Source organism: Streptomyces sp. NRRL S-646, assembly GCF_000720765.1.
Classification (GTDB): domain Bacteria; phylum Actinomycetota; class Actinomycetes; order Streptomycetales; family Streptomycetaceae; genus Streptomyces.
In genome coordinates this window covers 382,349-404,397 of the sequence record NZ_JODC01000007.1, presented here as the reverse complement: position 1 = coordinate 404,397, position 22,049 = coordinate 382,349, and the positions used below count along the sequence as shown (strand labels likewise).

Genomic DNA, 22,049 nt, shown 5'->3' with positions numbered 1-22,049 from the left:
GCAGGATCGTCACCGTCGTCGAGGAGATCCACGCGAGGGCGGCCGGGAGCTCGCCCGTCCCGCGCGGATCGCCGTCGTCGCTGCGGTGATCGAGAACCCTTGGGCCGGTCAGGGCTTCGTCGAGGATCTCACCCCGCATCGGGGGCTGGACTGGGGTTTGTGGTCACTGGGGCGGGTGGGTAGCAGCGTCGGTGCCGTTTTGGCAGTCCAGCTTTCTACACCGGGCCGTGCTCGAAGGTGTTCCCGGGTGCGGGTGGTCTGAGCATGTTCGTCGCGGCCGGCGCGGGCGCGGTGCTCTACCTGCTTACCTACCGCCTCAAGCCCCTCTGGATACGCGAGGGCGCAACCACGTCAGGGCGCCATACCCAGAACTCGACAGCCTTCACGGGATCCTGACGAAACGTCAAAGATGGGGCGGCGGCGCCCTCAGCGGTGCCGCCCCATCCCCATGTCCCGAACAGGCAAGACGAGCTGTCCGCCACAGGAAAGACCTGCCACCGATCACCGGGTTCACTGACTGCCACCCACCCACGACACACAGGGAGCCGACCATGCCCGAAGCCGCCGGCACCGAGTTCTGGAAGAACCTCAAGCCGATCCAGAACTCCTTCAAGCCGGACGCCCTGCCCGAGGTCTACCTCTCCCAGGTGGCCACCGACGACGACCGGTACTACGTGCCGTTCACCGACACCGTCGGCTCACGCCCGCTGTGGATCAACGTCAAGGACAACTCCTGGGCCGACATCCTGCGCGCCAAGGAAGCGGGACTGGTCAACCGGCACTACCACCCGCACGAGGTGTTCGCGTACACGATCTCCGGGAAGTGGGGCTATCTGGAGCGGCCGTGGACCGCCCGCGCCGGCGACTTCGTCTACGAGGCGCCGGGCGAGGGACACACACTGGTGGCGTACGAGAGCGACGAGCCGATGAAGGCGTTCTTCATCGTCAAGGGGCCGCTGATCTGGCTGGACGACAACGGCGAGCCCGACGGCTTCTTCGACGTCCACCACTACATCGAGATGTGCCGCACGCACTACGACAAGGTCGGCCTCGGGGCCGACTATGTGAACTCGCTGTTCAGGTAGAGCTCTTCGCCGGGGGGCGCTGCCCGGTTACGCTCGGGATCCGGACCGGATCGGCCGGAAAGGAGACCCCCGGTGAGCGTCCCCCGCGTCCCCGATGCCGGCCCCCACCTCAACTCCCGCATCGTCTCCCGGGTGTCGACGCGGTCCGTCGACCCCGCCGACCGGATCGACTTCTGGGAGGAGTACAACCGCCAGGCGCTGGTCGGCCTGACCTGCTCCTCCTACTCGCCGGACGGCCTACTGGCCGCACAGACCAACCTCCTGCTGGGCGGCCTGCGCCTCGCCGAGATAACCGGCAACGAGCACGTCATCGAACGCACTCCGCGCAGCTGCCAGGACCTGCCCAAGGACTCGGTCTTCGTCAGCCTGCTGACGACCGGCCAAGCGGTGTTCTTCCACGAAGGCGGCTGTCTCACCGTCCGGGCGGGCGACCTGGTCCTCTACGACACCCGCCGGTCGTACCTGTTCGGTTTCCCCACAGCCATGCGCCAGTTGCTGGTGGACATCCCGCGCGAAGTCTTCGCCGAGCGGTGCACACCGGGTGACCTGACGGCGCCCCTCCTCCTCGGACGGGATGCGGCGGCACGCGCGTTGGAGTCGGTGCTCGCCGACTGGGCCGCCGGACGCGGTTGCCAGGATCCCGTGCAGACCGAGGCCACGGTGCTGGACCTCGTCCGTACGCTCGCGGCCCCGAGGCTGGGTGACCCTTCCACCCTGCCGGCCGCGTCCTCCCGGCTGGCCATGGCCCGGGCCCACATCGACCGGCACCTGTCCGACCCCGACCTGAGCACGGAACGGGTCGCTGAGGCACTCGGCGTCTCCACCCGGCACCTGAGCCGCATCTTCCAGCCGAGCGGTGTCACTCCCGCCCGCCACATCCTCGACCAGCGGCTGTCGCGAGCGCGCGAGCAGCTCGGCGACCCGGCGTTCCGCCACCTCACGGTCGCCGAGATCGCCCACCACTGGGGCTTCGCCAGCCAGGCACACTTCACCCGGGTCTTCGGCAGCCGTTTCGGTCACACGCCGGGGGAGATCCGACCCCGCGCGAAGGACCGGCCGACGGGGTGAGGCCGCCGCGCGGCTCGCCGGAAGCTCCGTGCACGACCGATGAGGTAAGCGCCGCGGACCGGTCCTACCGGACGACGACACCGGCGCGAAGGAAACGGCCACCATGAAACTGACGACCATCACGAACGTCTCCGTCGACGGAGTGACGCAAGGACATCGACGGATCGATGCAGGGGCCCGGGGCGCAGCCGACGCGTCGGACCAGGACGGCAGCGACGGATTCGAGCGCTTCGGATGGGCCCCGCCATTGCTCGACGAGGAGGCCTCGACGTTCATCGGCCAGGCCTTCCAGCGCGCCGACGCCTTCCTGTTCGGCCGGCGGACCTACGAGATCTTCGCCGGCTCCTGGGGAGCAGGAATGGATCCGGGAAACCCCGTCGGAGAGGCGCTGAACAGACGGCCCAAGTACGTCGCCTCGACCACCCTCACCGACCCGCAATGGAAGGGCACGACCGTTCTGTCCGGTGATGTCGCGGGCTCCATCGGTGAGCTGCGAGCCGAGCCGGGCGGTGAGCTGCAGGTGTGGGGCAGCGGCACCCTGATCCGCTGGTTGCTCGACCACCGGCTGGTCGACGAGATCGTGCTGCTCACCTATCCCGTGGTCGTCGGTGAGGGCACGCGCCTGTTCGCCGCCACCGGCCCGGACCTGGGACTCGACCTGGTCGACCTGCAGTCCACCCCGAAGGGGCTGACGATCCAGACCTACCGCACCACCGGCCGCCCGCAGTACGAGGCGGCCACGGCCTGAACCACGGCCGCGGCCGCCTCGTACTGCCTCAGGGGACCATGGCCTCGTGTACGAGCGCGGTGTCCACGAACTGTTCGAAGCGGACGATCAGGCCGCCGCGTACGACGAAGTGGTGCGCGACCCGGACGTCGATCGGCTTGCTCGTGGCCTTGTTGACGGCGGTGTAGCGGGCGAGGACGACTACGTTCTCGCCGTCGACGACGTAGGTGTCGTCGTGGGCCGTCCAGCCGTCCCAGTCCTGGCCGAGCTTCTCCATGACGTTCGAGGTGACGCCCTCGGGGGTGCGGTAGGTGCCGGCCAGCGGGAAGCCGGCCATCTCCGTCCACGCCACGTCGGGCGCGAGGGTGGCGCGCAGGGCCTCCGGGTCGCCGGTCGCTGAGGCCAGGTACTGACGGCGTACGACATCGGCCGGGGCGGTGGAGGTGGCGAACTCGCTCATCGTCAGCCCCACTTCATCTCGCCCTTGGCGACCTTCGCACCGATCTGGGCGGCGATCTGCATGCCGTTGCCCGGGTAGCGCTTGACCAGCGCCTCGGTCAGTGCGGCGCCGTCGGCCGCCTTGCCCAGCTCCTCCTCGAAGGCGAGCAGGTACTCGCGGGTGGCGGCGATGGCGGAGGCGTCGGCGGGCGCGCCCGGCAGGCGGTGGCCGGGGACGACCAGTTCCGGGTCGAGGGCGGCCATTTCGTCGAGCAGGTCGATCCAGGCGGCGCGGTCGCCGGGGGTGGGGGTGTCGGCGACCCAGACGTGCTCCTGCTGGAAGAGCAGGACGCCGCCGAGGAGGGCGCGGTGCTCGGCCTGCCAGAGGTAGTGGCGGTCGGGCAGTCCGGCCGGGCCGCCCTTGAGCTCGAAGCGGTGGCCCTCCAGGGTGAGGTCGCCGGTCAGCGGTTCCAGGTCGACCAGGCGGGTGGGGAGGTTCGGGCCGAGCGCGGCCCAGGCCTTGAGCTTGCCCTCGTAGGAGTGGGCGATGTGCTCGATGACGATGGGCGTGGCGACGAACTTCGCCTCGGGGAAGGCGTCGGCGACGACTTCGGCGCCGAAGTAGAAGTCGGGGTCGCCGTGGGAGACGAAGACGGTGGTGAGGGTCTTGCCGGAGTCGAGGATCTCGGCGGCCAGGCGGTGGCCGTCGGCGCGGGTGAAGGCGGCGTCCACCAGCAGTGCTTCGTTCTCGCCGGTGACGAGGGTGGCGGTCTTGTTCTTGCTGCCTGCTGGGAAGTCCAGGTCGAGGACCTTGAAGGACAGGGTGCTCATGGAGGGCTCCTTGAGGGGAGTGGGCCGGGTGGGGACGGGGGAGGCGGTCAGCGGGTGCGCAGGGCGGTGAGCCGGCGGTCGATCTCGTCGGCGTCGGCGCGGCCGTAGGCCAAGGGGGTGACGTGGTCGCCGTCGACGGCGAGGAGGGTGGGGAAGCCGGTGACGCCGAGTTCGGCGGCACGACGGAAGTCGGCCTCGGCCGCCTGCTGCGATTCGCCGCTCTGGAAGGCTGCGACGACGGCTTCGGCGTCCAGCCCGGCCTGCTCGGCGACCTTCCGGTAGGTGGCCGGGTCGGCGAGGCTGAGGCCGTCGACGTAGAAGACATCCTGAAGGGCAGCGGCCAGTTCCGCCGCGCGGGCGGGAGCTGCCTGGCGCAGGGCGGCGACCCCACGCGCGGCGGCCTCCGAGTCCATCACGAACGAACCGTCGGCGATCAGCCGCTCGTATGCCGCGCCGAACTCGGCGCCGGTCACCTCGGCGATCTTGGCGTTCGCGCCCTGGACATAGCCGAACTCCCGGATCGGCACCCGGCGACCTCCGGTGAACAGGCCACCGGAGACCACCTCGACCGGGAGGCCGCGGTGACGGGAGACGACGTCGAGCAGCGTTCCGGAGAATCCGTGCGACCAACCGCAGTAGGCGTCGAAGACGTAGACCAGCTTCATTGAAGACCTCGGCAAGGGGAGGGTGCGCTCGCCTACTGCGAGCGGTTCGCCTGAGAAAACAGTAACTGACTCGTCAGATATTTCCCTGTACGTGTGACGCCGGACACATCGCTGTTCGAGCGAGCTCAGATGTCTTTCAGGGGAGGCGTGGCAGTACGTCCCGGGCCGAGTGGCTGAGGATGCGCAGGTCCTCGGCGAACCGTTCGTAATCCTCGGCCGGCAGCGGAGCCAGGAAGTAGCGGCGGATGTTCTCCACGTGCAACCGGGAGGCGCGGACCGCGGTCTGCTCGCCCGACTCCGTGAGGCGCACCAGGCGGCCACGCCGGTCGCCGGGATCCTCGGCGCGCTCGACGAGTCCGGCCGCCTCCATCCGGTCCACCAGCCGGGTGGCGCCGCCCGTGGTCAGTACCTGCTCCTGGGCGATGGCCCGCATCGACAGGCCCGGCTCGCCCGCCCGTCCCAGGATCAGCAGCACCTCGAACATCAGGTGGCTGATCCCGCACTCCTCCTCCAGGGCCCGCCCCAGGACGTACTCCAGCCGGTTCGCCGCCCCCTGCAGCCTTCCGAACGCCAGCACCAGCGGGTCGTTCGCCGCCTCTTTCGCCGAGGAGATGTCCGCCTGCTCGCCCACGTCGCCACCGCCTGTCGGGTCTTCCATGGCTTCCATCCACTGATCATGCCGTGTCGGCGCGCCGGACGGGGAGGCAGGGCGCCGCCTGGTCAGGGCGAGGAATGGGCGCCTACGGTATCGGCGCCCGTCTGAGGGTCGTCTGCCGGATCAGTAGTTTAGGTATCACATACCAATTGGTTTGCGATGGACGCGCAGATGGAAAGGCGTGGAATTACTCGTCGCCGATGATTCCGCTTGCCTTTTCTCCAGGCCTGGACGCGCCCGCGGCTTATACCGGTTCCAGGTTTGGGGATCGTTAGCATTCCGTGGCTAGGCCGATCCCGGGTGACGGACTTCACATCCTTCTGCTGCCCGAGGGGTGGCGGAGCGAGGGGTTCCCGTCGGGAGGGGATGCACTGGACACTTCGTGCGCTGCAAGGGGCTGCGAAAGCGGATTCCTAATCCGACATGTCCGTCAATTTTCACCAATTTTGGTGGCCTACTGGTGAACATTCCATGAAGTGCCGCGCGTTTGTCCGGGGGGTCATTGCGGCGGTGGCTGCCTCTTGTGCACCGTACCGCCGGGCCGTGGATCGGCCGGGAATTCAGGGGTGCCTCCGGCAGGCTCCGAATTGCCCAACCTTTGCTTGACCGTCCTGCGTGAAAGGGCTTAAGAGTTAAACCGCTTACCCTCGCCGGTCGTTCCGGTTCGTTCGGCATGGTGAGGGACAGGTCAACATCTGGGTGCGCGGCGAGTTTTGGGGGGCTGCACCACCACAGTTTGGAGCGTCCATGAGCAGTGTCTGTTCCCCTGCGGTGCCCATCGTGGCTGACGCGCATCACCCGGTCGACGCGGACTGGTCGATATGACCGCCCGCACGGCAGAGGCGAACCCGGTGGGGGAGCGGCGCGAGGCGATCACCGTGGCCGTGCACGCCGGTGACCCCGTCACCGGCGAGGGCGCCGTCGCCTGTCTGCGCTCCGTGCCCGGGATCACGTTGCTCCCACCTGAGCGAAGATGCGAGGCCGACGTCCTGCTGGTGACGGTCCACGAGACCACTGAGGAGGTCGTCCTCTGGATGGAACGTTGCGCCTCGGAGTCGACCAACCCTGAGATGCGCATCGTGCTGGTCGCCGAGACCGTCAGTGAGCACCATCTGATGCGGGCAGTCACCAGCGGCTTGGTGAGCTTCGTGCCGCGCGAGGAGGCCGACCGCGACCGGGTGGTCAAGGCCATCCGGGGCTGCAGCAGGGACCGGGCCGTCGTCCCCGAGAAGATGGTCGGATGGCTGCTCGAGCAGGTCCGGACGATCCAGCGCACCGTGCTCGTGCCGCAGGGCCTGACCGTCGGCGGTCTCCAGGAGAGGGAGGTCGAGGTCCTGAGGCTGCTCGCCGACGGCCTGGACACCGTGGAGATCGCGCAGCAGCTCAACTACTCGGAACGGACCATCAAGAACATCGTCAGCGGCATGCTGACGCGGCTGAACCTGCGCAACCGCTCGCACGCGGTCGCCTACGCGATGCGGTGCGGGGCGCTGTGAGCTATTGGGAGCGCTCCCGCGGGCTGCGCGGTGGAGGACGACCATGACGAACACCGTGGCGGTGAAGCGCGGATCGCGCGCGACCGGACCCGAGATGCCCGAGGGCGAGATCGAGCTCGCCGAGCCGCCTGTGCTCGGCGAGCCGGCGAGTGCCGACTTCGGGTCCGCCCTGGCCTTCCTGCCCATGGGACTGGGCTCGGCGGTCATGGCTGTGGGGCTCTCCATGGGCCACGGGTCGCCCACCACGTACATGATGTCCGGGATGATGGGCATCTCCATGATCGCCATGAGCCTGACCCAGCTCGGGCAGTCCGGCAAGGAACGCAAACGCCGGATGCGGGCCGAGCGTCGGGACTATCTGCGCTACCTCGCCCAACTGCGCAAGCAGGCCAGGGACGCGGCGGCCGGGCAGCGGGCCGCGGTCTGCTGGGACCACCCGGAACCCGAGGACCTGTGGTCCCTGGCGATGGGTCCCCGGCTGTGGGAGCGCCGCGCCAGCCACGACGACTTCGCCCGGGTCCGGGTCGGGCTCGGCTCACGGCGCGCCGCGCTGCGCTTCGTACCCCCCGAGACCAAGCCCGTCGAGGACCTCGAACCGCTCACGGCGATCTCGCTGCGCAGGTTCATCAAGGCCCACCAGACGGTCGAGGGCATGGCCGTACCCGTCTCGCTGCGCAGCTTCAGCAGCGTCGAGTTCGCCGGGGACGGCACCGCCGCCTACGGCATGGTCCGGGCGATCCTCTGTCAGCTGGCCGTGTTCCACTCGCCGGACGAACTGCGGATAGCCGTACTCACCGACGAGCACAGGCGCGCGGACTGGGACTGGGTGAAGTGGCTGCCGCACAACGCCCACCCGCACGAGGGTGACTCGGCCGGTGCGCTGCGGCTCGTCGCCACCGACCAAGACGCCCTCATGGAGCTGCTGGGCCAGGACGTCAGCGACCGCCCCGACCACGACAAGTCGGAGGCCCCCAGCACCTCCGAGCCGTTCGTGGTGATCGTCGCCGCGGGGGAGCGCATCCCGCCCGGCTCCCGGCTGCTCGGCGCAGGGCTGCGCAACGTCGTCCTGCTCGACCTGACCGGCGCCATGACCGGTGGCCCCAAGGTGCTGCGGCTGACCACCGAGAAGGGACGGGTGTCGTTCCCCTCCGGTGACTCGACCGCGTCCGCGCGGGCCGACGAGCTGAGCCCGGCCGCGGCCGAGCGCCTGGCCAGATACCTGGCCCCGATGCGCACCAGCGGGATCGTGGACCTCGTCGACGAACCCTTCGAGAACGACTTCGACCTGACCGCCCTGCTCGGCATCCGCGACCCGCGGGCGTTCGACGTCACCGGCCAGTGGCGGCCACGCACCCCTCAGCACGCCCGGCTGCGGGTGCCCCTCGGCGTGACCGAGGACGGCGAGGTCGTCGAGCTGGACTTCAAGGAGTCCGCCCAGAACGGCATGGGGCCGCACGGCCTGCTGATCGGCGCCACCGGGTCCGGCAAGAGCGAACTTCTGCGCACCCTGGTCCTCGGCCTGTGCGCGACCCACTCCTCCGAGATCCTCAATCTCGTCCTGGTCGACTTCAAGGGCGGCGCCACCTTCCTCAACATGGAGAAGCTGCCGCACACCTCCGCCGTCATCACCAACCTCGCCGACGAGCTGCCGCTGGTCGACCGGATGCGCGACTCCCTCCAGGGCGAGGTGATCCGCCGCCAGGAACTGCTCCGCGAGGCCGGCTACGCCAACCTCTACGACTACGAGAAGGCCCGGCTCGGCGGCGCCCGGCTCGCCCCGATGCCCTCGCTGCTCCTCATCGTCGACGAGTTCTCCGAACTGCTTTCCAGCAAGCCGGAGTTCATCGAGCTGTTCGTGATGATCGGACGCGTCGGGCGAAGCCTCGGCGTGCACCTGCTGCTCGCCTCGCAGCGCCTCGACGAAGGCAGCATCCACAAGGTCGCCGGCCATCTCTCCTACCGGATCGCCCTGCGCACCTTCTCCTCCATGGAATCGCGCAGCGTGATCGGCATCACGGGAGCCTACGAGCTGCCCTCGGCGCCCGGCCACGGCTATCTGAAGATCGACACCACCAACCTGGTGCGGTTCAAGGCCGCCTACGTCTCCGGGCCCTGTCCGCAGCCGCAGACCCACGCCGCCACGGACGACGGCCCCGGCGGACCGGCCGCCGAGATCGTCCCGTTCGGGCTGGAGCAGCGGCCGCCGCTGCCGGCCGGCCCCGACCACGCCGACCCTGCGGCCGGCGTACCGGAACCGGACGGACCGGACCACGACGAGGAGCAGTCCGAGAGCCTGCTCGACATCATGATCGACCGGCTCACCGACGCCGGCCCGCCGGCCCGCCAGGTGTGGCTGCCGCCGCTGGACGAGTCGCCGAGCCTGGACCAGCTGCTGCCGGGCATCGTGCCCGACCCGGTGCGCGGGATGAGCGCCGGAGACCACCCGGCGCTCGGCGCCCTGAGAGTACCGCTCGGCCTGGTGGACCGGCCCTACGAGCAGGCACGCGAACTGCTCGTCGCCGACCTCTCCGGAGCCGACGGACACGTCGGCATCGCGGGGTCCCCGCAGACCGGCAAGTCCACCCTGCTGCGCAGCCTGATCCTCTCCCTCGCCCTGACGCACACCCCGGAGGAGGTCCAGTTCTACTGCCTGGACTTCGGCGGCGGCGGCCTCGTGTCCATCGCGGGCCTGCCGCACGTCGGCTCGGTGGCCACCCGCCTCGAACGCGACCGGGTGCTGCGCACGGTCGAGGAGATCACCCAGGTGCTGGAGACGCGCGAGGAGCTCTTCACCAGCATGGGCCTGGAGTCGATGTCCGCCTACCGCGCGCTGCGCAGGAGCGGGCAGATCGACGACCCGTACGGCGACGTCTTCTTCGTGGTCGACGGGTGGGCCACCCTCCGGCAGGACTTCGACGAGTTGGAGGACCGCGTCGCCGACCTGGCCGCCCGCGGGCTCTCCTTCGGCGTGCACGTGGTCGCCTCGGCGGTCCGCTGGTCGGAGATCCGCCCCAAGCAACGCGACCTGATGGGCACCAAGCTGGAACTGCGCCTCGGCGACAGCATGGAGTCCGAGGTCGGCACACGTCAGGCCGCCGGGGTGCCCTCCCGTCCAGGCCGCGGCCTCACCAGCTCGGGCCACCACTTCCTGTCCGCGCTGCCCCGGCTCGACGGCTCGTCGGCCATCGAGGACCTCACCACCGCGACCAAGTCCGCGGCGGCGGAGATCGAGACGTTCTGGACCGGCCGATCGGCCCCCGGCGTCCGGCTGCTGCCCACCAGCCTTCCGGTCGACCAGCTGCCGCCCCCGAACGGCGACCTGCGCGTCTGCCTGGGGTGGGACGAGAAGCGCCTGCAGCCCGTCTGGCACGACTTCGAGAAGGTGCCGCACCTGATGCTCTTCGGCGACGACGCCACCGGCAAGACCAACGCGCTGCGATTGGCCGCAAAGGCGATCACCGCCCGCTACACCCCCGCCGAGGCACGCATCCTGCTCGCCGACCCCGGTCGGCAGCTCCTGCGGGACGTCCCCGAGGAGTACCGCGTCGGCTACGCCGTGGGCACCGAGGCCCTGGCGGAACTGGCGGGCAGCGCAGCGGTGTCGGTGAGCGGCCGGGTGCCCGGCCCCGACATCGCCCCCGAGCGGCTGGCGCAGCGCGACTGGTGGGAGGGGCCACGGCTGTTCATGCTCATCGACGACTACGACCTGTTCGCCACCGGCGGTGCCATGGACAACCCGATGTCGTCCATGGTGCCGCTGCTGTCCCAGGCGGCCAACATCGGACTGAACATCGTGGTCGCGCGCAGTACCTCCGGAGCGATGCGCGCCATGATGGACCCGCTGCTGCGCCGGATGTGGGAACTGGGAACCCCGGCGCTGCTCTTCTCCTACCCCAAGGAGGAGGGCAAGTTCATCGGCGAGGCCAAGCCGCGCACCCTTCCCCCGGGCCGCGCCCAGTTCGTCACCCGGCGCGGGGTCGGACTGCTCCAGACCGGACTGGTGGCACCGTCATGAGCCGGACCGGCGGCACTGCCATGAGCCCGCCCCCCGGGCGCCCCGCCCCTCGCGTGCGGCGCCCGCGTCCCGTTTCGGATCCCCGTCCCGCTTCGGCCTCGCGTCCCGCATCGCTGTTTCCCCGTTCGCGCACCGCAGGAGAATCATGAGCACCGCCGCGTCGTCCCCCACCCGCACCGGGCCCCGGGGGACCGCCGACGTCTGCCGGCTGACCATCAGCGCGGCCAAGGGCCGTACCGACCTCGCGGTCCCCGTCTCCGCCACGGTGGGCAGCGTCCTGCCCGTGGTGTTGCAGCGGGCCGTGAGCGAGGAGGATCGCGGTGACCGGTGGGCGCTCCAGCGGCTCGGCGAGGCCCCGCTCGACCTGGACGGCACCCCGGAGTCCCTCGGCCTGCGCGACGGTGACGTCCTGTACCTGCGGCCGAAGGACGCCCTTCTGTCGGAGCTGCAGTTCGACGACGTGGCCGACGGGGTCGCCACCACGATCAACGCCCGACGCGACCGCTGGCGACCGGAGCTGACCCGGCTGCTCTGCCTCCTCCTGGCCTGTCTGACACTGGCGTCCCTCGCCGCCCTGGTCGTCGTCGCCCGCCCGCACCTGCTGACCGGGCTCACCTGCGGTGTGCTCGCCCTGGGACTGGTCGTCGGCTGCGCCGTGGTCACCAAGACGTTCCAGGACCGGGCCACAGGAACCATCACCGGTCTGGGGGCATGTCTGTTCGCCGCGCTGGCCGGACTGTCCGTGGCGGCCGGCCCGGCCGGGCTGCTGGTACCGGGGCGACTCGACGGGCTGGTCACCGCCGCGCTCACCGGAGTGGCGGCCGCCGCGGTCCTGGCCACCGGCAGGGTGCCGATCGCGGTGTTCGGCACGCTGCTCATGCTGGCCGGCACGATCGAGATCGGGTCGTTCCTGTCGATCGTCCTCGCGTGGGACGCCACGAGGGTCGCCGCGGTCCTCGCGGCGGCCATGTTCGCCGTGTCCCCGGTGCTGCCGCGACTGGCGCTGTTCGCGGCCGGACTGCGCGTGGTGGAACTCCCGCACAACTCCGAGGAGCTCCAGCAGGGCATCGACCCTCTGCCGGAGGCCCTGGTCACCCGCCGGGTCGCGGTGGCGGACGGCTACCTCGGTGTCTACTCCCTCTCCGCCGCCGGCGTCTTCACGGTGGCCTTCGCACTGCTGGTGCAGGTCCCGCACTGGTCGGGCCCGCTGTTCACCGGCGTGTTCAGCGCCGCGGTGCTGCTGCGCGCACGCGGCGTGGGCAACGCGGTGCAACGCATCGCGCTCGTGGTCGCCGGGGGGCTGGGGGCGATCCTGGTCGTGCTGTCCTTCGCGCTGCACGCCTCCCCGCCGGTACGGGCCGCCGCCATGCTCGGGCTGTGCGCCGCCGCCGCACTGCTGCTGACGGGTGCCCGGCGACTGCCCGGAGCGAGGCTGCGGCCCATCTGGGGGCGACTCGGTGAGATCCTCGAGGGCCTCACGGCCCTCGCCCTCATCCCCCTGCTGCTGCAGGTCCTGGACGCGTACGCGTACTTCCGCTCGCTGGCCGGCTGAGGGGGCTGCGGTGCAGAATCGACGCGATCACGTCCAGGCACACCGGTTCGCCGTCGGCCGGCTCGTGTCGGCGTTGGTGGCCGGTGACCCCGGCCCGGTCGAGGTCCCCATGCGGCGCGGGAGCCTCGGTGTGCAGTTCGGCGCGCTGGTCGCGGTCCTGCTCGCCGCGGGCTTCGCGGTCTTCGGGCTGATCAGCCCGAAGGAGAGCACGGCCTGGCGCAGTCCCGGGGCGATCATCATCGAGCAGGAGACCGGCAACCGGTACCTCTACATCGACGATCAGCTCTACCCCATGGCCAACTACGCCTCCGCGTTGCTGGCCGCCGGGAACGGCGGCAAGACCGTCTCCGTCGCACGGGAGTCCCTGGCGCAGGTCCGGCGCGGCCCGCAGCTCGGCATCCTCGGTGCACCCGACGACGTGCCCGGCGCCGCCGACCTGCTCTCCGGAGACCGCGCGGTGTGCCTGTCGCCCGGCAGCGCGCACACACTGGTGGACCTCGCCCCCGCGGGCCGCGCCACGCCCGTCCCGGGCAATCGGCGGATCCTGCTCTCCGGGCCGGATCGCACCACGTACATCCTGTGGAACGGCCGCACGCTCAAGCTGCGCTCCCGTGGCGAACTGGTCGCGCTCGGCCTCATGGCCCAGCAGACCGTCCCGGTCTCCTCGGCGTGGCTGGCCCGGCTGCCGTCCGGCGGGACGCTGAGCGCACCGCACATCCCCGGGGCGGGTTCCCGGGGCCGGTCGGTGGCCGGCCGTTCCGCGAAGGTGGGACAGCTGTTCCAGACCACGGCCGCCGGCGCCCAGGAGATGTACGTCCTGCGGTCCGACGGCCTCGCCCCGGTCAACCGCACCGAGTTCGCCCTGCTCAGCGCCGTACCCGGCACGAGCGCGCCGAGGCAGGTGAGCGCGGCCGACATCGCGGCGGCCTCGCTCTCGCGGGACCGCTCCCTGCTGACCGCCGTGCCCGACCTCCTGTCGAGGCCGGCTTTCGATCCCGGCGACTCGGCTCTGTGCGTGTTGCAGAAGGCCGACAGCTCCACCGGCGGCTCGGTCGTGACCGAGCCGGTCGCCGCTTCACGGCCCTCCGGTCTGTATGTGCCCCCGGCCAAGGGCCTGCTCGTCACGGCACGGTCCGCGCAGAAGGCGTCCGACTCGGCCTCGCGGATCTTCCTGATCACCGACAGCGGCGAGAAGTACCCGCTCGCCGACACCAACGCACTCACGGCGCTCGGATACGGCCAGGCCAAGGTGCGGACCCTGCCCGGGCAACTGCTCGACCTGGCACCCACCGGCCCGACGCTGGACACCAACAAGGCCAGGGCCGCCGTCACGGCCCGTGCCGGTTAGGGGGGCGCGACATGGTGCAACTCGAGCGAGGGCCGAGCGACGTGAACCGTACGCCCCTGGAGTGCCGCAGCATCGGCGATGCGCTGCTGGTCCATCCCGAGGGGAAGCTCAACCCACAGGTGCGTGCCTTCGTCGGCGGACTGGCCCAGGACCCGGAGCACACTCTGGTCGTCGTCGACCTCCCGGAAGATCCGCCGGCCGAGGACTGGGAGTCGGTCGCCCGACTGCTCAGACGCCGAGGGCGGTCCTTCCGGCTGATCACGGGACGGCCGTGTCGCGAGAGCGCCCAGAAGGTCGGGCAACTCCTGGCCGACCGGCTCGACCGGACCGTGCTCGCCCCGGACGGCTGGATGCTTCCCGCACCGGGGGGCGTGCTCTTCGTGCCGGAGGACGCCGGTTCGGGCTGGCTGGGCTTCCACCCGACCCGTCCCTCCGCCTGGTCACGGCTCGTGTCGCACAAGCGCGTCGCCCGGGTGTCGCGCCGCTTTCCCGTGCCCGACTGGGACGAGGCCGTACCGCAGCGCTCCTTCGCGACCGGCGCGGACGCAACGGCCGAACCCCTGCCCGCCGGCATCTGGATCAGGCGGTCGGACCAGCGGGAGCGTGAGCAGGACGTGCACCGCAGGCGGCTCGCGGTCTGCCTGCTCAGCCAGTCCGACCGGCTCACCGTCGTGCTGGGCTGCCCCGGTGGCCCGGACCTGTCGCTGAAGGACATCGAACGATTCTGGGGATGCGTCGCGCCGGACGCCCGGCCGCTGGTGCGCTTCGCGCCCTACGGGCCGGTCGCCGTGCCGGAGGGCAGCGCACTCGGTCAGGTGCTGGCCGACCGGTTCGGCCATGAGATCACCGTCTACGCCGGGCTGCCGACGCCCGCCGAGCCGGGCACGGACGGGCCTCAACCGCGTGTACCGGGCGCCGACGGCACGCCCGGACCGCCCGCCCTCGTGCGCGAGCTGGTCTACCGGCCCGCGGGTGCGGCCGGCGGGGTCGCGCCGCAGCCCGAGCTGCGTGGCTGCCGTTCGCCGGCGGACGGCCTGCCGGAGGTCTCCCCGGGTGTCTACCGGTACACGCCCGACGCCGTGCTGGAGGTGACCCAGAGCGGTCTGTGGCTACGACCGCCGACAGCGTCGGCCGACGCCCCGGCGGTGCACCGGGTGCCCGCCGACCCGGCCCGCATGGTCATCCACTTCGACGCGGGCACCCCCGAGTCGGCGGAACGGATGCGGTCGCTGGCCGAACAGGTACGGCGGGGGCTCGATCCGGTGCTGGGCGAGCGCTGCCGGGTGCTGCCTGCGCCGAAGCACACGCCTGACACGGACTCCGGCGGGGGTTCCGTGGAGGGGTGGGGTGCGGGGGCGCCGTGGAGCTGGGCCGGGGGCCCGGTGGCGGGGCCCGTATCCGTGGCTGGGGAGCCGGGTTCTGCGGGTCCTGCGGGTTCTGCCGAACTCGCGGCTTCTGGCGGGTCCGCGGAGTCCGAGGTGGTGCCTGCGGGCCCTGGGGGGCTCGGTTCGTCCTCGGGGGCTGCGGGTGAAGCCGCGGCGTCCGCGCGGGTGGCTGCGGCAGGAGCGGTTGATTCTGTGCAGGGGACTGCGGCAGGAGGGGCTGACTCCGGCGGAGGGTCTGCGGCAGGAGAGCCTGATCCGGCGGTGGGAGCGTCTGATCCTGCGCGGGGCCTGACCGGGCCTGCGAGTGGGGTGCCCGGAGCCGGCGGTGGAGTTCCCGGAGTCGGCGGTGCGCTGCCTGCGACCGACGTCGCGGCGCCCGAGGCGGCGGATGGTGTGCCCGCGGCCGTGTCGGCGTCCGCATCAGGTGCGCCGGGGCCGGTCGGCTCCGTACCGGAGCACGCGGTGGACGGGCCGGGGACCGTCGGCGAGCAGGAGGCGCACACCTCGATCCCTGACGTCGTCGGCGCGGGCCCCGCGCCCGGCGCGGCCGAACCCCCGCTCACCGGACCGGCGACGCCGGGCGCACCAACCGCGCAGGCGCCCCCGCCCCTACCGGCGCCCATCCGCCCGCTGGGCCTTCGCCTGGAGTCCGCCCCGCCCTCCGGGCCCGCACCTGCCGAATCGGCCGAGGGCCCTTTCGGCGGTGCGGCCGATCCAGCTTCCGCCGGTCGGGCCGAGGTTCCGTCCGCCGGGCTCGAGACTCCCGCCACGGGTGCGGACACCGTGGACCCCGAGTCCGACGACCACCGGGCGCCGCGGACCTCACCGCCGCCCCCTGCGTCACCGGCACCGACGTCATCCCCCGTACCTCCTGCAACGGCTGCCCCGGCGACGCCCGCGCCCCCTGAGCCCGGCCCTTCGGCGACGCCCGCGCCGCCTGCCACGCCTGCCGCGCGGCCCAAGGCCCAGCGGTCGGCGGTCCGCGTGCAGCCCGTGCCCACCGCCGAAGCCTGCGCGGCCCTCCCGGAGCGCGGCATCGAGCAGGAGCGCACCTGGTTGCGGCGGACGTTCCAGCAGCAGTACGACGGCGCCGCCAACCACGTGGCGCGGGTGCTGTCGGAGTCGCCCGGGCTGCGGGGCGGATCCCGGCAGTCGGCCGACGACGTGGTCACCGACCTGGTCGCGGTCCGGCTGTACCTGTCCGGCGGAACCGACCGGATCGACAGCGCCGTGCGCAGAGCGGCCGTCGGCCCGCACGTGCCGCTGGCCCGCTGCGTGGCGTCAGGGCTGCGCCGACTGCCCTCCTGCCGCGGTGCCACGATGCTGCGCACCACGCTGAGCGAGGCGGAGTGGCAGTGGTACGGCAAGCGCCGGGTCGTCACCGAGTGGGCGTTCTGCTCCGCACTGACCACCGCGCATCCGGACCTGCCCGGCGACGTCGACGTCATGATCTGGTCGATGACCGCGCGCCGCACCGCGCTGCTCGACCCGACCGTCCCCGACCGGGTGTTCTACCTGCCCGGCACCAGTTTCAAGGTGCTCGGCGTGCGCGACGAGGAACGGCGCGTGCTGCTGCTGCGGGAGCTGACGGGGCCGGAGATCGGCGCGGACGGGAACGTCGACCTCCGGCGCCTCCCGCTGGACGACATCGCCCTCACCCGGCTGGAGCAGGCCGCCACCGAGTGGCGGGACACCAAACCCGCCGTACGGCTCCCGGCGACGGCCGTCGGCGCGTTGCGGCATCCGCCGGGGCTGATCCTCACCGACCGCGGCGCAGCACGGCGCGGCACCGACACCGCACCACCCAGGAAGGGAACGACGCCATGACGAGGCAGGTCCTGCTGGTCTCCCGGGACCGACCCGGCGCCTACCAGTCCATCGGCGAGGCACTGCGGGCCGCCTCCGACGGCGCGCTGATCACCGTGGCCGCAGGGACGTACGAGGAAGCGCTGGTCATCACGCGCATGGTGACCCTCGCCGCCGAGAGCGGCGCGGGCGAGGTGCTCATCCGGAGCGGCTCGGGAAGCGCCGTCGTCATCGACGCCGAGGCCGTGCAGCTCTCCGGACTGACCATCTCCGGTGGGGACGACGACACGGCCGCCGTCGAGATCCGGCGCGGCGAGGCCGCGCTCGACACCTGCCGGATCACCGGCGCCGGTTGGACGGGGATCCTGGCGTGGCACCAGGGAACACTGGTCGCACGGGACTGCCGGATCGACGAGGCGCAGGGCGCCGGGATCGTGGTGACCTCGGCCGGTGGCAACACCGTCGAGCGGACCGTCGTGAAGGAGACCCGCTCGTCGTCGATCGTGGTCGCCGAGAGCGGACGGCTGACGGTCCGGGAGAGCGTCGTCGAGCGGGCCGCGGGCAACGGGATCTGCGTCAACGGACACGGGCGCGCTCAGATCAAGGACACGACGGTCACCGGGAGCGGCAAGCCGGCGCTGGTCGTCGAGCAGAACGGCGCGGCCGAGGTCTCGGGCCTCACCGTGACGGACAGCGTGAGCGTGGACGCGTACCTCACCGGCAAGGGCCGCATCACCCTCGCCGGGTGCCGGTTCTCCGGGGCGGGCGCGGAGTCGGTGCACATCGCCGGCGGTTCGAGCCCGCTGCTCAAGGAGTGCCACGTCGCCGCCCCCGGCCGTACCGCGGTCCGGATCACCGGGAAGTCGCGGCCCCGGCTGGAGAACTGCGAGATCGCGCAGGCGTCGGTGGGCGTCGCCGTGGACGGCGGCAGTACGGCCGACCTCAGCCGGCTGTCCGTACGCGAGGCGGCCGAGGCCGCCGTGGTCGTCTCGGAGGGCGCCACCGCCGAGCTGGAGCGGCTCACGGTGGCCGAGGGCGCCGGCGTCGGACTGCGGGTGGTGGGAGGTGCCAAGGTCGCGCTGCGGGACAGTGAGATCGCCACCGAGCGGGCGAACGCGGTCGAGCTGGCCGAGAAGGGGACCGGTACGTTCCAGGGGCTGCGTCTGCGCACCGCCGGTGGTTCCGGGATCTCCGTCACCGACGGCTCCGCGGAGGTGGTGTCCGCCAGGCTCCAGGGCTGCGAGATCCTCGTCGGGACCGGCGCGGCGCTCACCCTGCGCGACAGCGAGGTCGTCGGCTCCGGGACCGACGCCGTCCGGGTGACCGGCGGCGGATCGGTCACGGCGATCGGGTGCCGGGTGCACAGTGCCCGCGGGCACGGCCTCAACATCCAGGCCAAGGCGCGGGCCGAGATCAGCAACTGCACCATCTTCGACAACGCGGGGGACGGCGTCCGCACCAACACCGAGGAGCCCGTCCTCGTCCGCGACTGCGAGGTGCGGGACAACGGCGGCCGGCAGGTGCACCAGCTCCGGGACAACCCGCAGTTCACCGCGACCAACCTGACCGGCGGCGACCGGAAGAACAAGTCCGGGGCCAAGGGGAAGCAGCGGCCGCAGGAGGGCGCGCAGGAGCCCGGCGCGCCGGAGACCGCACAGCACACCGGCACCGGCCCGCTGGCCGAACTGGACGCGCTGGTCGGGCTGGAGAGCGTCAAACAGGAGGTCACCGGCCTCATCAACCTCAACAAGATGGCCCAGCGCCGGGAGGAGATGGGCCTGCCCATGCCTCCGATGAGCCGGCACCTGGTGTTCGCCGGCCCCCCGGGCACCGGCAAGACCACGGTGGCCCGGCTCTACGGCGCGGTCCTCGCCGAACTCGGCATCCTCAGCCAGGGCCACATCGTGGAGGTCGCACGCGCCGATCTCGTCGCGCAGTACATCGGCGCCACGGCCATCAAGACCACGGAGGTCTTCACCAAGGCGATCGGCGGTGTGCTCTTCATCGACGAGGCCTACACCCTGACCAGCCAGGCCAAGGGAAGCGGCCCCGACTTCGGCCAGGAGGCCGTCGAGACCCTCATGAAGCTCATGGAGGACCACCGGGACGAGATCGTGGTCATCGTCGCCGGCTACTCCGAGCAGATGGACCAGTTCCTGTCCTCCAACCCCGGCATGGCGTCACGCTTCTCGCGCACCGTCGAGTTCCCCAACTACTCGGTGGACGAGCTGGTGACGATCGTCCGGGGCCTGTGCGGCAAGCACTACTACGAGCTCACCGACTCCGCCCTGGACCGCCTCACCTCCTACTTCGAGCGGATCCCGAAGGGGCCGACCTTCGGCAACGGCCGTGTGGCCCGCCAGCTGTTCGAGTCGATGATCAACCGGCAGGCATCCCGGCTGGCCACTCAACCACCCACGGCCGACTGCGAGTTCACGCGTCTGACGGCCGACGACGTGGAGCTGCCGCCCGGGGCGGAGCCCTCCGCACCCGGCTCCGGGGGCAGCCGGCAGCCGACCGCGCGCAGCAGTCGGCGCCTGGCGAACCTGGTCGGACTTCAGACGGTCCGCACCTCGTTGCTCGAACGCCTCGCCGGGCTTGCGGAGTTGCACCGGCAGCGCCAGCCGGTCGCCGGGCTGATGAACCTGGTGTTCGCCGGCAAGCAGGGCAGCGGCCGCAGCGCCGTGGCCGGACTGTACGCGCGATGCCTCGCCGAGCACGGCCTCCTGGCGACCGGCGCGGTGCACCGGCAGGCCCTCTCGGCGTTCCCGGCGCGCTGGCGGGAGCAGGCCGAGACGTACGCCGCCGCCCTCTTCGACGAGGCGGCGGGCGGGCTGCTGCTGCTCGAACTGGACGAGGCGTTCCAGGCCCGCCCGGAGGCCGAGCGCAGCGCCGTGACAGGCGCCCTGCGCGCCGCCGCGGCGGCCGACGCCGAGGTCGCGCTGGTGCTCTGCGGCGAGGAGTCGACCCTCGCGGAGGCGCTGAACGCGCGCCCCGGCTCCGAACTGGCCACGTGTTTCGCCGAGTACCTGCCGTTCGCCGACTACTCCGGAGCGGAGCTTGCGGAGCTCTCGCTGCGCTACCTGACCGTTCGCGGATTCACGGTCGAGGACCATGTCCGCGGCTCGCTCGTCGAGCACTTCACCGACTCGCCTCCTCCGGCCGGGGTATACGGCGCGCACCAGTTCGCCGAACGTCTTGCCGCGGCCGACTCCCCGGCGATCCGTCCGGCCCCCCGCGAGGATGCCTCCGGGCCCGTCGGCGCAGGTCAGGTGGAGGGGCAGGAGGGCAGCCCGGCTCTGGCCGGCGCGGGCGCGGGCGCCTGACGGGAGTCGTCGGGGCAACGATCGCTGGTGGACGGGGCAAGGGACGCGGAATGCCATTCCTGTCGCCCCCGGGCTCCGAGAAGGTATGAGCACAAGGTTCCACCAGGAACTCGAAACCCGAACAGGAGGATTCCATGGCGGGCAACATGACGCAGGTCGACCTTGCCGGACTCCGGAGTGCCATCAACGTCTTCTCCAATGGCGTCTCCAACTTCGACAGCCAGTACAGGTCGATGTCCCAGACGGTCAGCAACATCCAGTCCGTGTGGACCGGCCAGGCCTACCAGGCATTCGACCGGGCGCTGCAGAACTGGCTCGTCGACTTCAACAAGGTGATCCAGGTGCTCAACGGCATGGAGAACGCCCTGACCCAGAACACCAGCGTGTTGGACCAGACGAACCAGGTGACCATCGAGCGTGCCCAGCAGGCCGCAGCCGGAATCACCGCGCCGCGCCTGCCCGGGTTCTGAGAAACAGTCACCATTCAAGAGCTTGCACGACCTGCACGGCTTGCACGGAAAAGAAACAGGAGAAAGAAATGGCGGATTACAGCCTCCAGTTTGACGGCCTGGAGCAGGCGGTCACCCAGATGGGCACCATCTCCCGGCAGATCAACGACTTTCTGCAGGAGCTGCAGAGCGGCACGATGAAGTCCATCATCGAATGGGAGAGCGGCGCGCGCGACCTGTTCGACCAGCAGCGCACCATCTGGGCGCAGGGTGCCGCCGACATGGCCACGCAGGCCGTCAACGCCCAGAACGCACTGAACCAGATCACCGGCCACTACGCCGATGGTGAGCGGTCCGGCGTCAACATCTGGAACCGCTGATGCCGGACCACGGTTCCATCGACTGGGGCGACAACGGCGGCTCGTACGGCAAGGAAAAGCCCGAGCCGTCCCCCAAGGAGTGGGATCCGACGACGTTCCACGCGCCGGACACCCGATCCGGACCGCGCCATTTCGACCCCACGCCGCCGTCGGTTCCTGGCGGTTCGGCCGGCGGAAGAAAGACATCCGTCGACACGCCGTCCATGGAACTCTTCGCCGACAACATGGAGAAGTTGGCCGGGCCGGTGAAGGAGGCGTACGAAAAGCTCATGCAGCTTGAAAGGGTCAATCCCGGCGCCTTCTACGACGGCTACGCACTCCGGCAGGTCACGTGCGGAGCCAACGGCGACTCGGGACTCCAGGCGAAATACCTCAAGATGCTCCACGATCTCGGCCAGGGTCTGGCGGATCTCAGCACCGGCGTACGCCAGCTGAGCACCAAGTACAAGACCACCGAGGAAGAGGCCAAGATGACGGCCGAGGATCTTAACAATGCGATGCAGTCCGCCCAGAGCGATTTCACCAAGATGGGGACTGGCGGATGAGAACAAGCCGTACGGCTGCCGCGGGCGGCGTCAGGTGTGTGTTTACCTGACGCCGCTTTAGGCGTTTGCCCATACAAGCACGAACGGGAGCTTGGACGCCATGGGATGGAAACCCGACAGCAAGAACTACAACACCGGCAACACCACCCAGGAGTCGGACACCTCCGGGATCTTCGGCAACAACGCCGTCATGGGGTCCTCGAGTGACTACGACACCTGGAACTGGAAACAGATCGAAGCGGTCATCGTCGGTGGTTCGAACCTTCCTTCCCAGCAGG

General features: G+C 71.0%; 17 protein-coding genes. 13 read left to right on the top strand and 4 right to left on the bottom strand.

From position 1 onward, the window contains the following. Nucleotides 1–67 precede the first annotated feature (67 nt). From IH68_RS58025 to IH68_RS0117190, 4 genes are all read left to right on the top strand, one after another. Nucleotides 68–262 carry an amino acid synthesis family protein gene (locus IH68_RS58025; RefSeq protein ID WP_234341421.1) on the top strand — a complete coding sequence of 65 codons (195 nt, stop codon included), beginning with the start codon at nucleotides 68–70 and terminating at the stop codon, nucleotides 260–262. Between the two features lie 289 nt (nucleotides 263–551). Beyond that, the gene (locus tag IH68_RS0117200; RefSeq protein ID WP_030935863.1) at nucleotides 552–1,085 is read left to right on the top strand and encodes a 2,4'-dihydroxyacetophenone dioxygenase family protein; all 534 of its coding nucleotides are present in this window, start codon (nucleotides 552–554) and stop codon (nucleotides 1,083–1,085) included. A gap of 72 nt (nucleotides 1,086–1,157) precedes the next feature. Then, nucleotides 1,158–2,153, top strand: coding sequence for a helix-turn-helix domain-containing protein (locus tag IH68_RS0117195; protein WP_063763524.1), 996 nt, complete (start codon nucleotides 1,158–1,160; stop codon nucleotides 2,151–2,153). 103 nt (nucleotides 2,154–2,256) lie between these two features. After that, complete coding sequence (locus tag IH68_RS0117190) at nucleotides 2,257–2,901, top strand: dihydrofolate reductase family protein (protein WP_030935854.1); 645 nt, start codon at nucleotides 2,257–2,259, stop codon at nucleotides 2,899–2,901. 28 nt (nucleotides 2,902–2,929) lie between these two features. Here IH68_RS0117190 and IH68_RS0117185 read toward each other — a convergent pair whose 3' ends face one another. The 4 genes from IH68_RS0117185 to IH68_RS0117170 form a co-directional block, all read right to left on the bottom strand. Next, a complete protein-coding gene (locus IH68_RS0117185; protein WP_107057477.1) occupies nucleotides 2,930–3,340 on the bottom strand; it encodes a nuclear transport factor 2 family protein in 411 nt (136 codons plus the stop codon). Between the two features lie 2 nt (nucleotides 3,341–3,342). Continuing rightward, on the bottom strand, nucleotides 3,343–4,149 hold the full coding sequence (locus tag IH68_RS0117180) for an MBL fold metallo-hydrolase (protein ID WP_030935848.1): 807 nt from the start codon (nucleotides 4,147–4,149) through the stop codon (nucleotides 3,343–3,345). 47 nt (nucleotides 4,150–4,196) lie between these two features. After that, the gene (locus IH68_RS0117175; protein WP_030935846.1) at nucleotides 4,197–4,814 is read right to left on the bottom strand and encodes a DsbA family protein; all 618 of its coding nucleotides are present in this window, start codon (nucleotides 4,812–4,814) and stop codon (nucleotides 4,197–4,199) included. Between the two features lie 136 nt (nucleotides 4,815–4,950). Then, a complete protein-coding gene (locus IH68_RS0117170; RefSeq protein WP_030935843.1) occupies nucleotides 4,951–5,445 on the bottom strand; it encodes a MarR family winged helix-turn-helix transcriptional regulator in 495 nt (164 codons plus the stop codon). An 845-nt stretch (nucleotides 5,446–6,290) separates the two neighbouring features. On the opposite strand from IH68_RS0117170, the gene IH68_RS0117165 reads away from it, so the two are divergent. From IH68_RS0117165 to IH68_RS0117125, 9 genes are all read left to right on the top strand, one after another. Then, on the top strand, nucleotides 6,291–6,965 hold the full coding sequence (locus IH68_RS0117165; RefSeq protein WP_051833510.1) for a response regulator transcription factor: 675 nt from the start codon (nucleotides 6,291–6,293) through the stop codon (nucleotides 6,963–6,965). 43 nt (nucleotides 6,966–7,008) lie between these two features. Beyond that, a complete protein-coding gene (locus tag IH68_RS0117160; protein ID WP_030935839.1) occupies nucleotides 7,009–10,980 on the top strand; it encodes a type VII secretion protein EccC in 3,972 nt (1,323 codons plus the stop codon). 145 nt (nucleotides 10,981–11,125) lie between these two features. Then, nucleotides 11,126–12,532: a type VII secretion integral membrane protein EccD gene (gene eccD, locus IH68_RS0117155; RefSeq protein ID WP_030935836.1), complete on the top strand. Its 1,407-nt coding sequence runs from the start codon at nucleotides 11,126–11,128 to the stop codon at nucleotides 12,530–12,532. A 10-nt stretch (nucleotides 12,533–12,542) separates the two neighbouring features. Further along, nucleotides 12,543–13,880 carry a type VII secretion protein EccB gene (gene eccB / locus IH68_RS0117150; protein ID WP_030935833.1) on the top strand — a complete coding sequence of 446 codons (1,338 nt, stop codon included), beginning with the start codon at nucleotides 12,543–12,545 and terminating at the stop codon, nucleotides 13,878–13,880. Between the two features lie 11 nt (nucleotides 13,881–13,891). After that, a complete protein-coding gene (locus tag IH68_RS55215) occupies nucleotides 13,892–17,092 on the top strand; it encodes a hypothetical protein (RefSeq protein ID WP_159403686.1) in 3,201 nt (1,066 codons plus the stop codon). Continuing rightward, nucleotides 17,089–20,397: a right-handed parallel beta-helix repeat-containing protein gene (locus IH68_RS0117140; RefSeq protein ID WP_030935827.1), complete on the top strand. Its 3,309-nt coding sequence runs from the start codon at nucleotides 17,089–17,091 to the stop codon at nucleotides 20,395–20,397. Before IH68_RS55215 ends, IH68_RS0117140 begins: the two co-directional genes overlap by 4 nt. A 134-nt stretch (nucleotides 20,398–20,531) precedes the next feature. Next, a complete protein-coding gene (locus tag IH68_RS0117135; RefSeq protein WP_030935824.1) occupies nucleotides 20,532–20,867 on the top strand; it encodes a WXG100 family type VII secretion target in 336 nt (111 codons plus the stop codon). A gap of 68 nt (nucleotides 20,868–20,935) precedes the next feature. Continuing rightward, nucleotides 20,936–21,226, top strand: coding sequence for a WXG100 family type VII secretion target (locus IH68_RS0117130; RefSeq protein ID WP_030935821.1), 291 nt, complete (start codon nucleotides 20,936–20,938; stop codon nucleotides 21,224–21,226). Beyond that, a complete protein-coding gene (locus IH68_RS0117125; protein ID WP_030935815.1) occupies nucleotides 21,226–21,771 on the top strand; it encodes a hypothetical protein in 546 nt (181 codons plus the stop codon). Before IH68_RS0117130 ends, IH68_RS0117125 begins: the two co-directional genes overlap by 1 nt. Nucleotides 21,772–22,049 lie beyond the last annotated feature (278 nt).

What these genes read in the sequence shown, in the direction of transcription:
- IH68_RS0117200 (WP_030935863.1), top strand. Translation starts at nt 552, where the DNA reads ATGCCCGAAGCCGCCGGCACCGAGTTCTGGAAGAACCTCAAGCCGATC.
- IH68_RS0117190 (WP_030935854.1), top strand. Translation starts at nt 2,257, where the DNA reads ATGAAACTGACGACCATCACGAACGTCTCCGTCGACGGAGTGACGCAA.
- IH68_RS0117185 (WP_107057477.1), bottom strand. Translation starts at nt 3,340, where the DNA reads ATGAGCGAGTTCGCCACCTCCACCGCCCCGGCCGATGTCGTACGCCGT.
- IH68_RS0117180 (WP_030935848.1), bottom strand. Translation starts at nt 4,149, where the DNA reads ATGAGCACCCTGTCCTTCAAGGTCCTCGACCTGGACTTCCCAGCAGGC.
- IH68_RS0117175 (WP_030935846.1), bottom strand. Translation starts at nt 4,814, where the DNA reads ATGAAGCTGGTCTACGTCTTCGACGCCTACTGCGGTTGGTCGCACGGA.
- IH68_RS0117165 (WP_051833510.1), top strand. Translation starts at nt 6,291, where the DNA reads ATGACCGCCCGCACGGCAGAGGCGAACCCGGTGGGGGAGCGGCGCGAG.
- IH68_RS0117160 (WP_030935839.1), top strand. Translation starts at nt 7,009, where the DNA reads ATGACGAACACCGTGGCGGTGAAGCGCGGATCGCGCGCGACCGGACCC.
- eccD (WP_030935836.1), top strand. Translation starts at nt 11,126, where the DNA reads ATGAGCACCGCCGCGTCGTCCCCCACCCGCACCGGGCCCCGGGGGACC.
- IH68_RS55215 (WP_159403686.1), top strand. Translation starts at nt 13,892, where the DNA reads ATGGTGCAACTCGAGCGAGGGCCGAGCGACGTGAACCGTACGCCCCTG.
- IH68_RS0117140 (WP_030935827.1), top strand. Translation starts at nt 17,089, where the DNA reads ATGACGAGGCAGGTCCTGCTGGTCTCCCGGGACCGACCCGGCGCCTAC.
- IH68_RS0117135 (WP_030935824.1), top strand. Translation starts at nt 20,532, where the DNA reads ATGGCGGGCAACATGACGCAGGTCGACCTTGCCGGACTCCGGAGTGCC.
- IH68_RS0117130 (WP_030935821.1), top strand. Translation starts at nt 20,936, where the DNA reads ATGGCGGATTACAGCCTCCAGTTTGACGGCCTGGAGCAGGCGGTCACC.
- IH68_RS0117125 (WP_030935815.1), top strand. Translation starts at nt 21,226, where the DNA reads ATGCCGGACCACGGTTCCATCGACTGGGGCGACAACGGCGGCTCGTAC.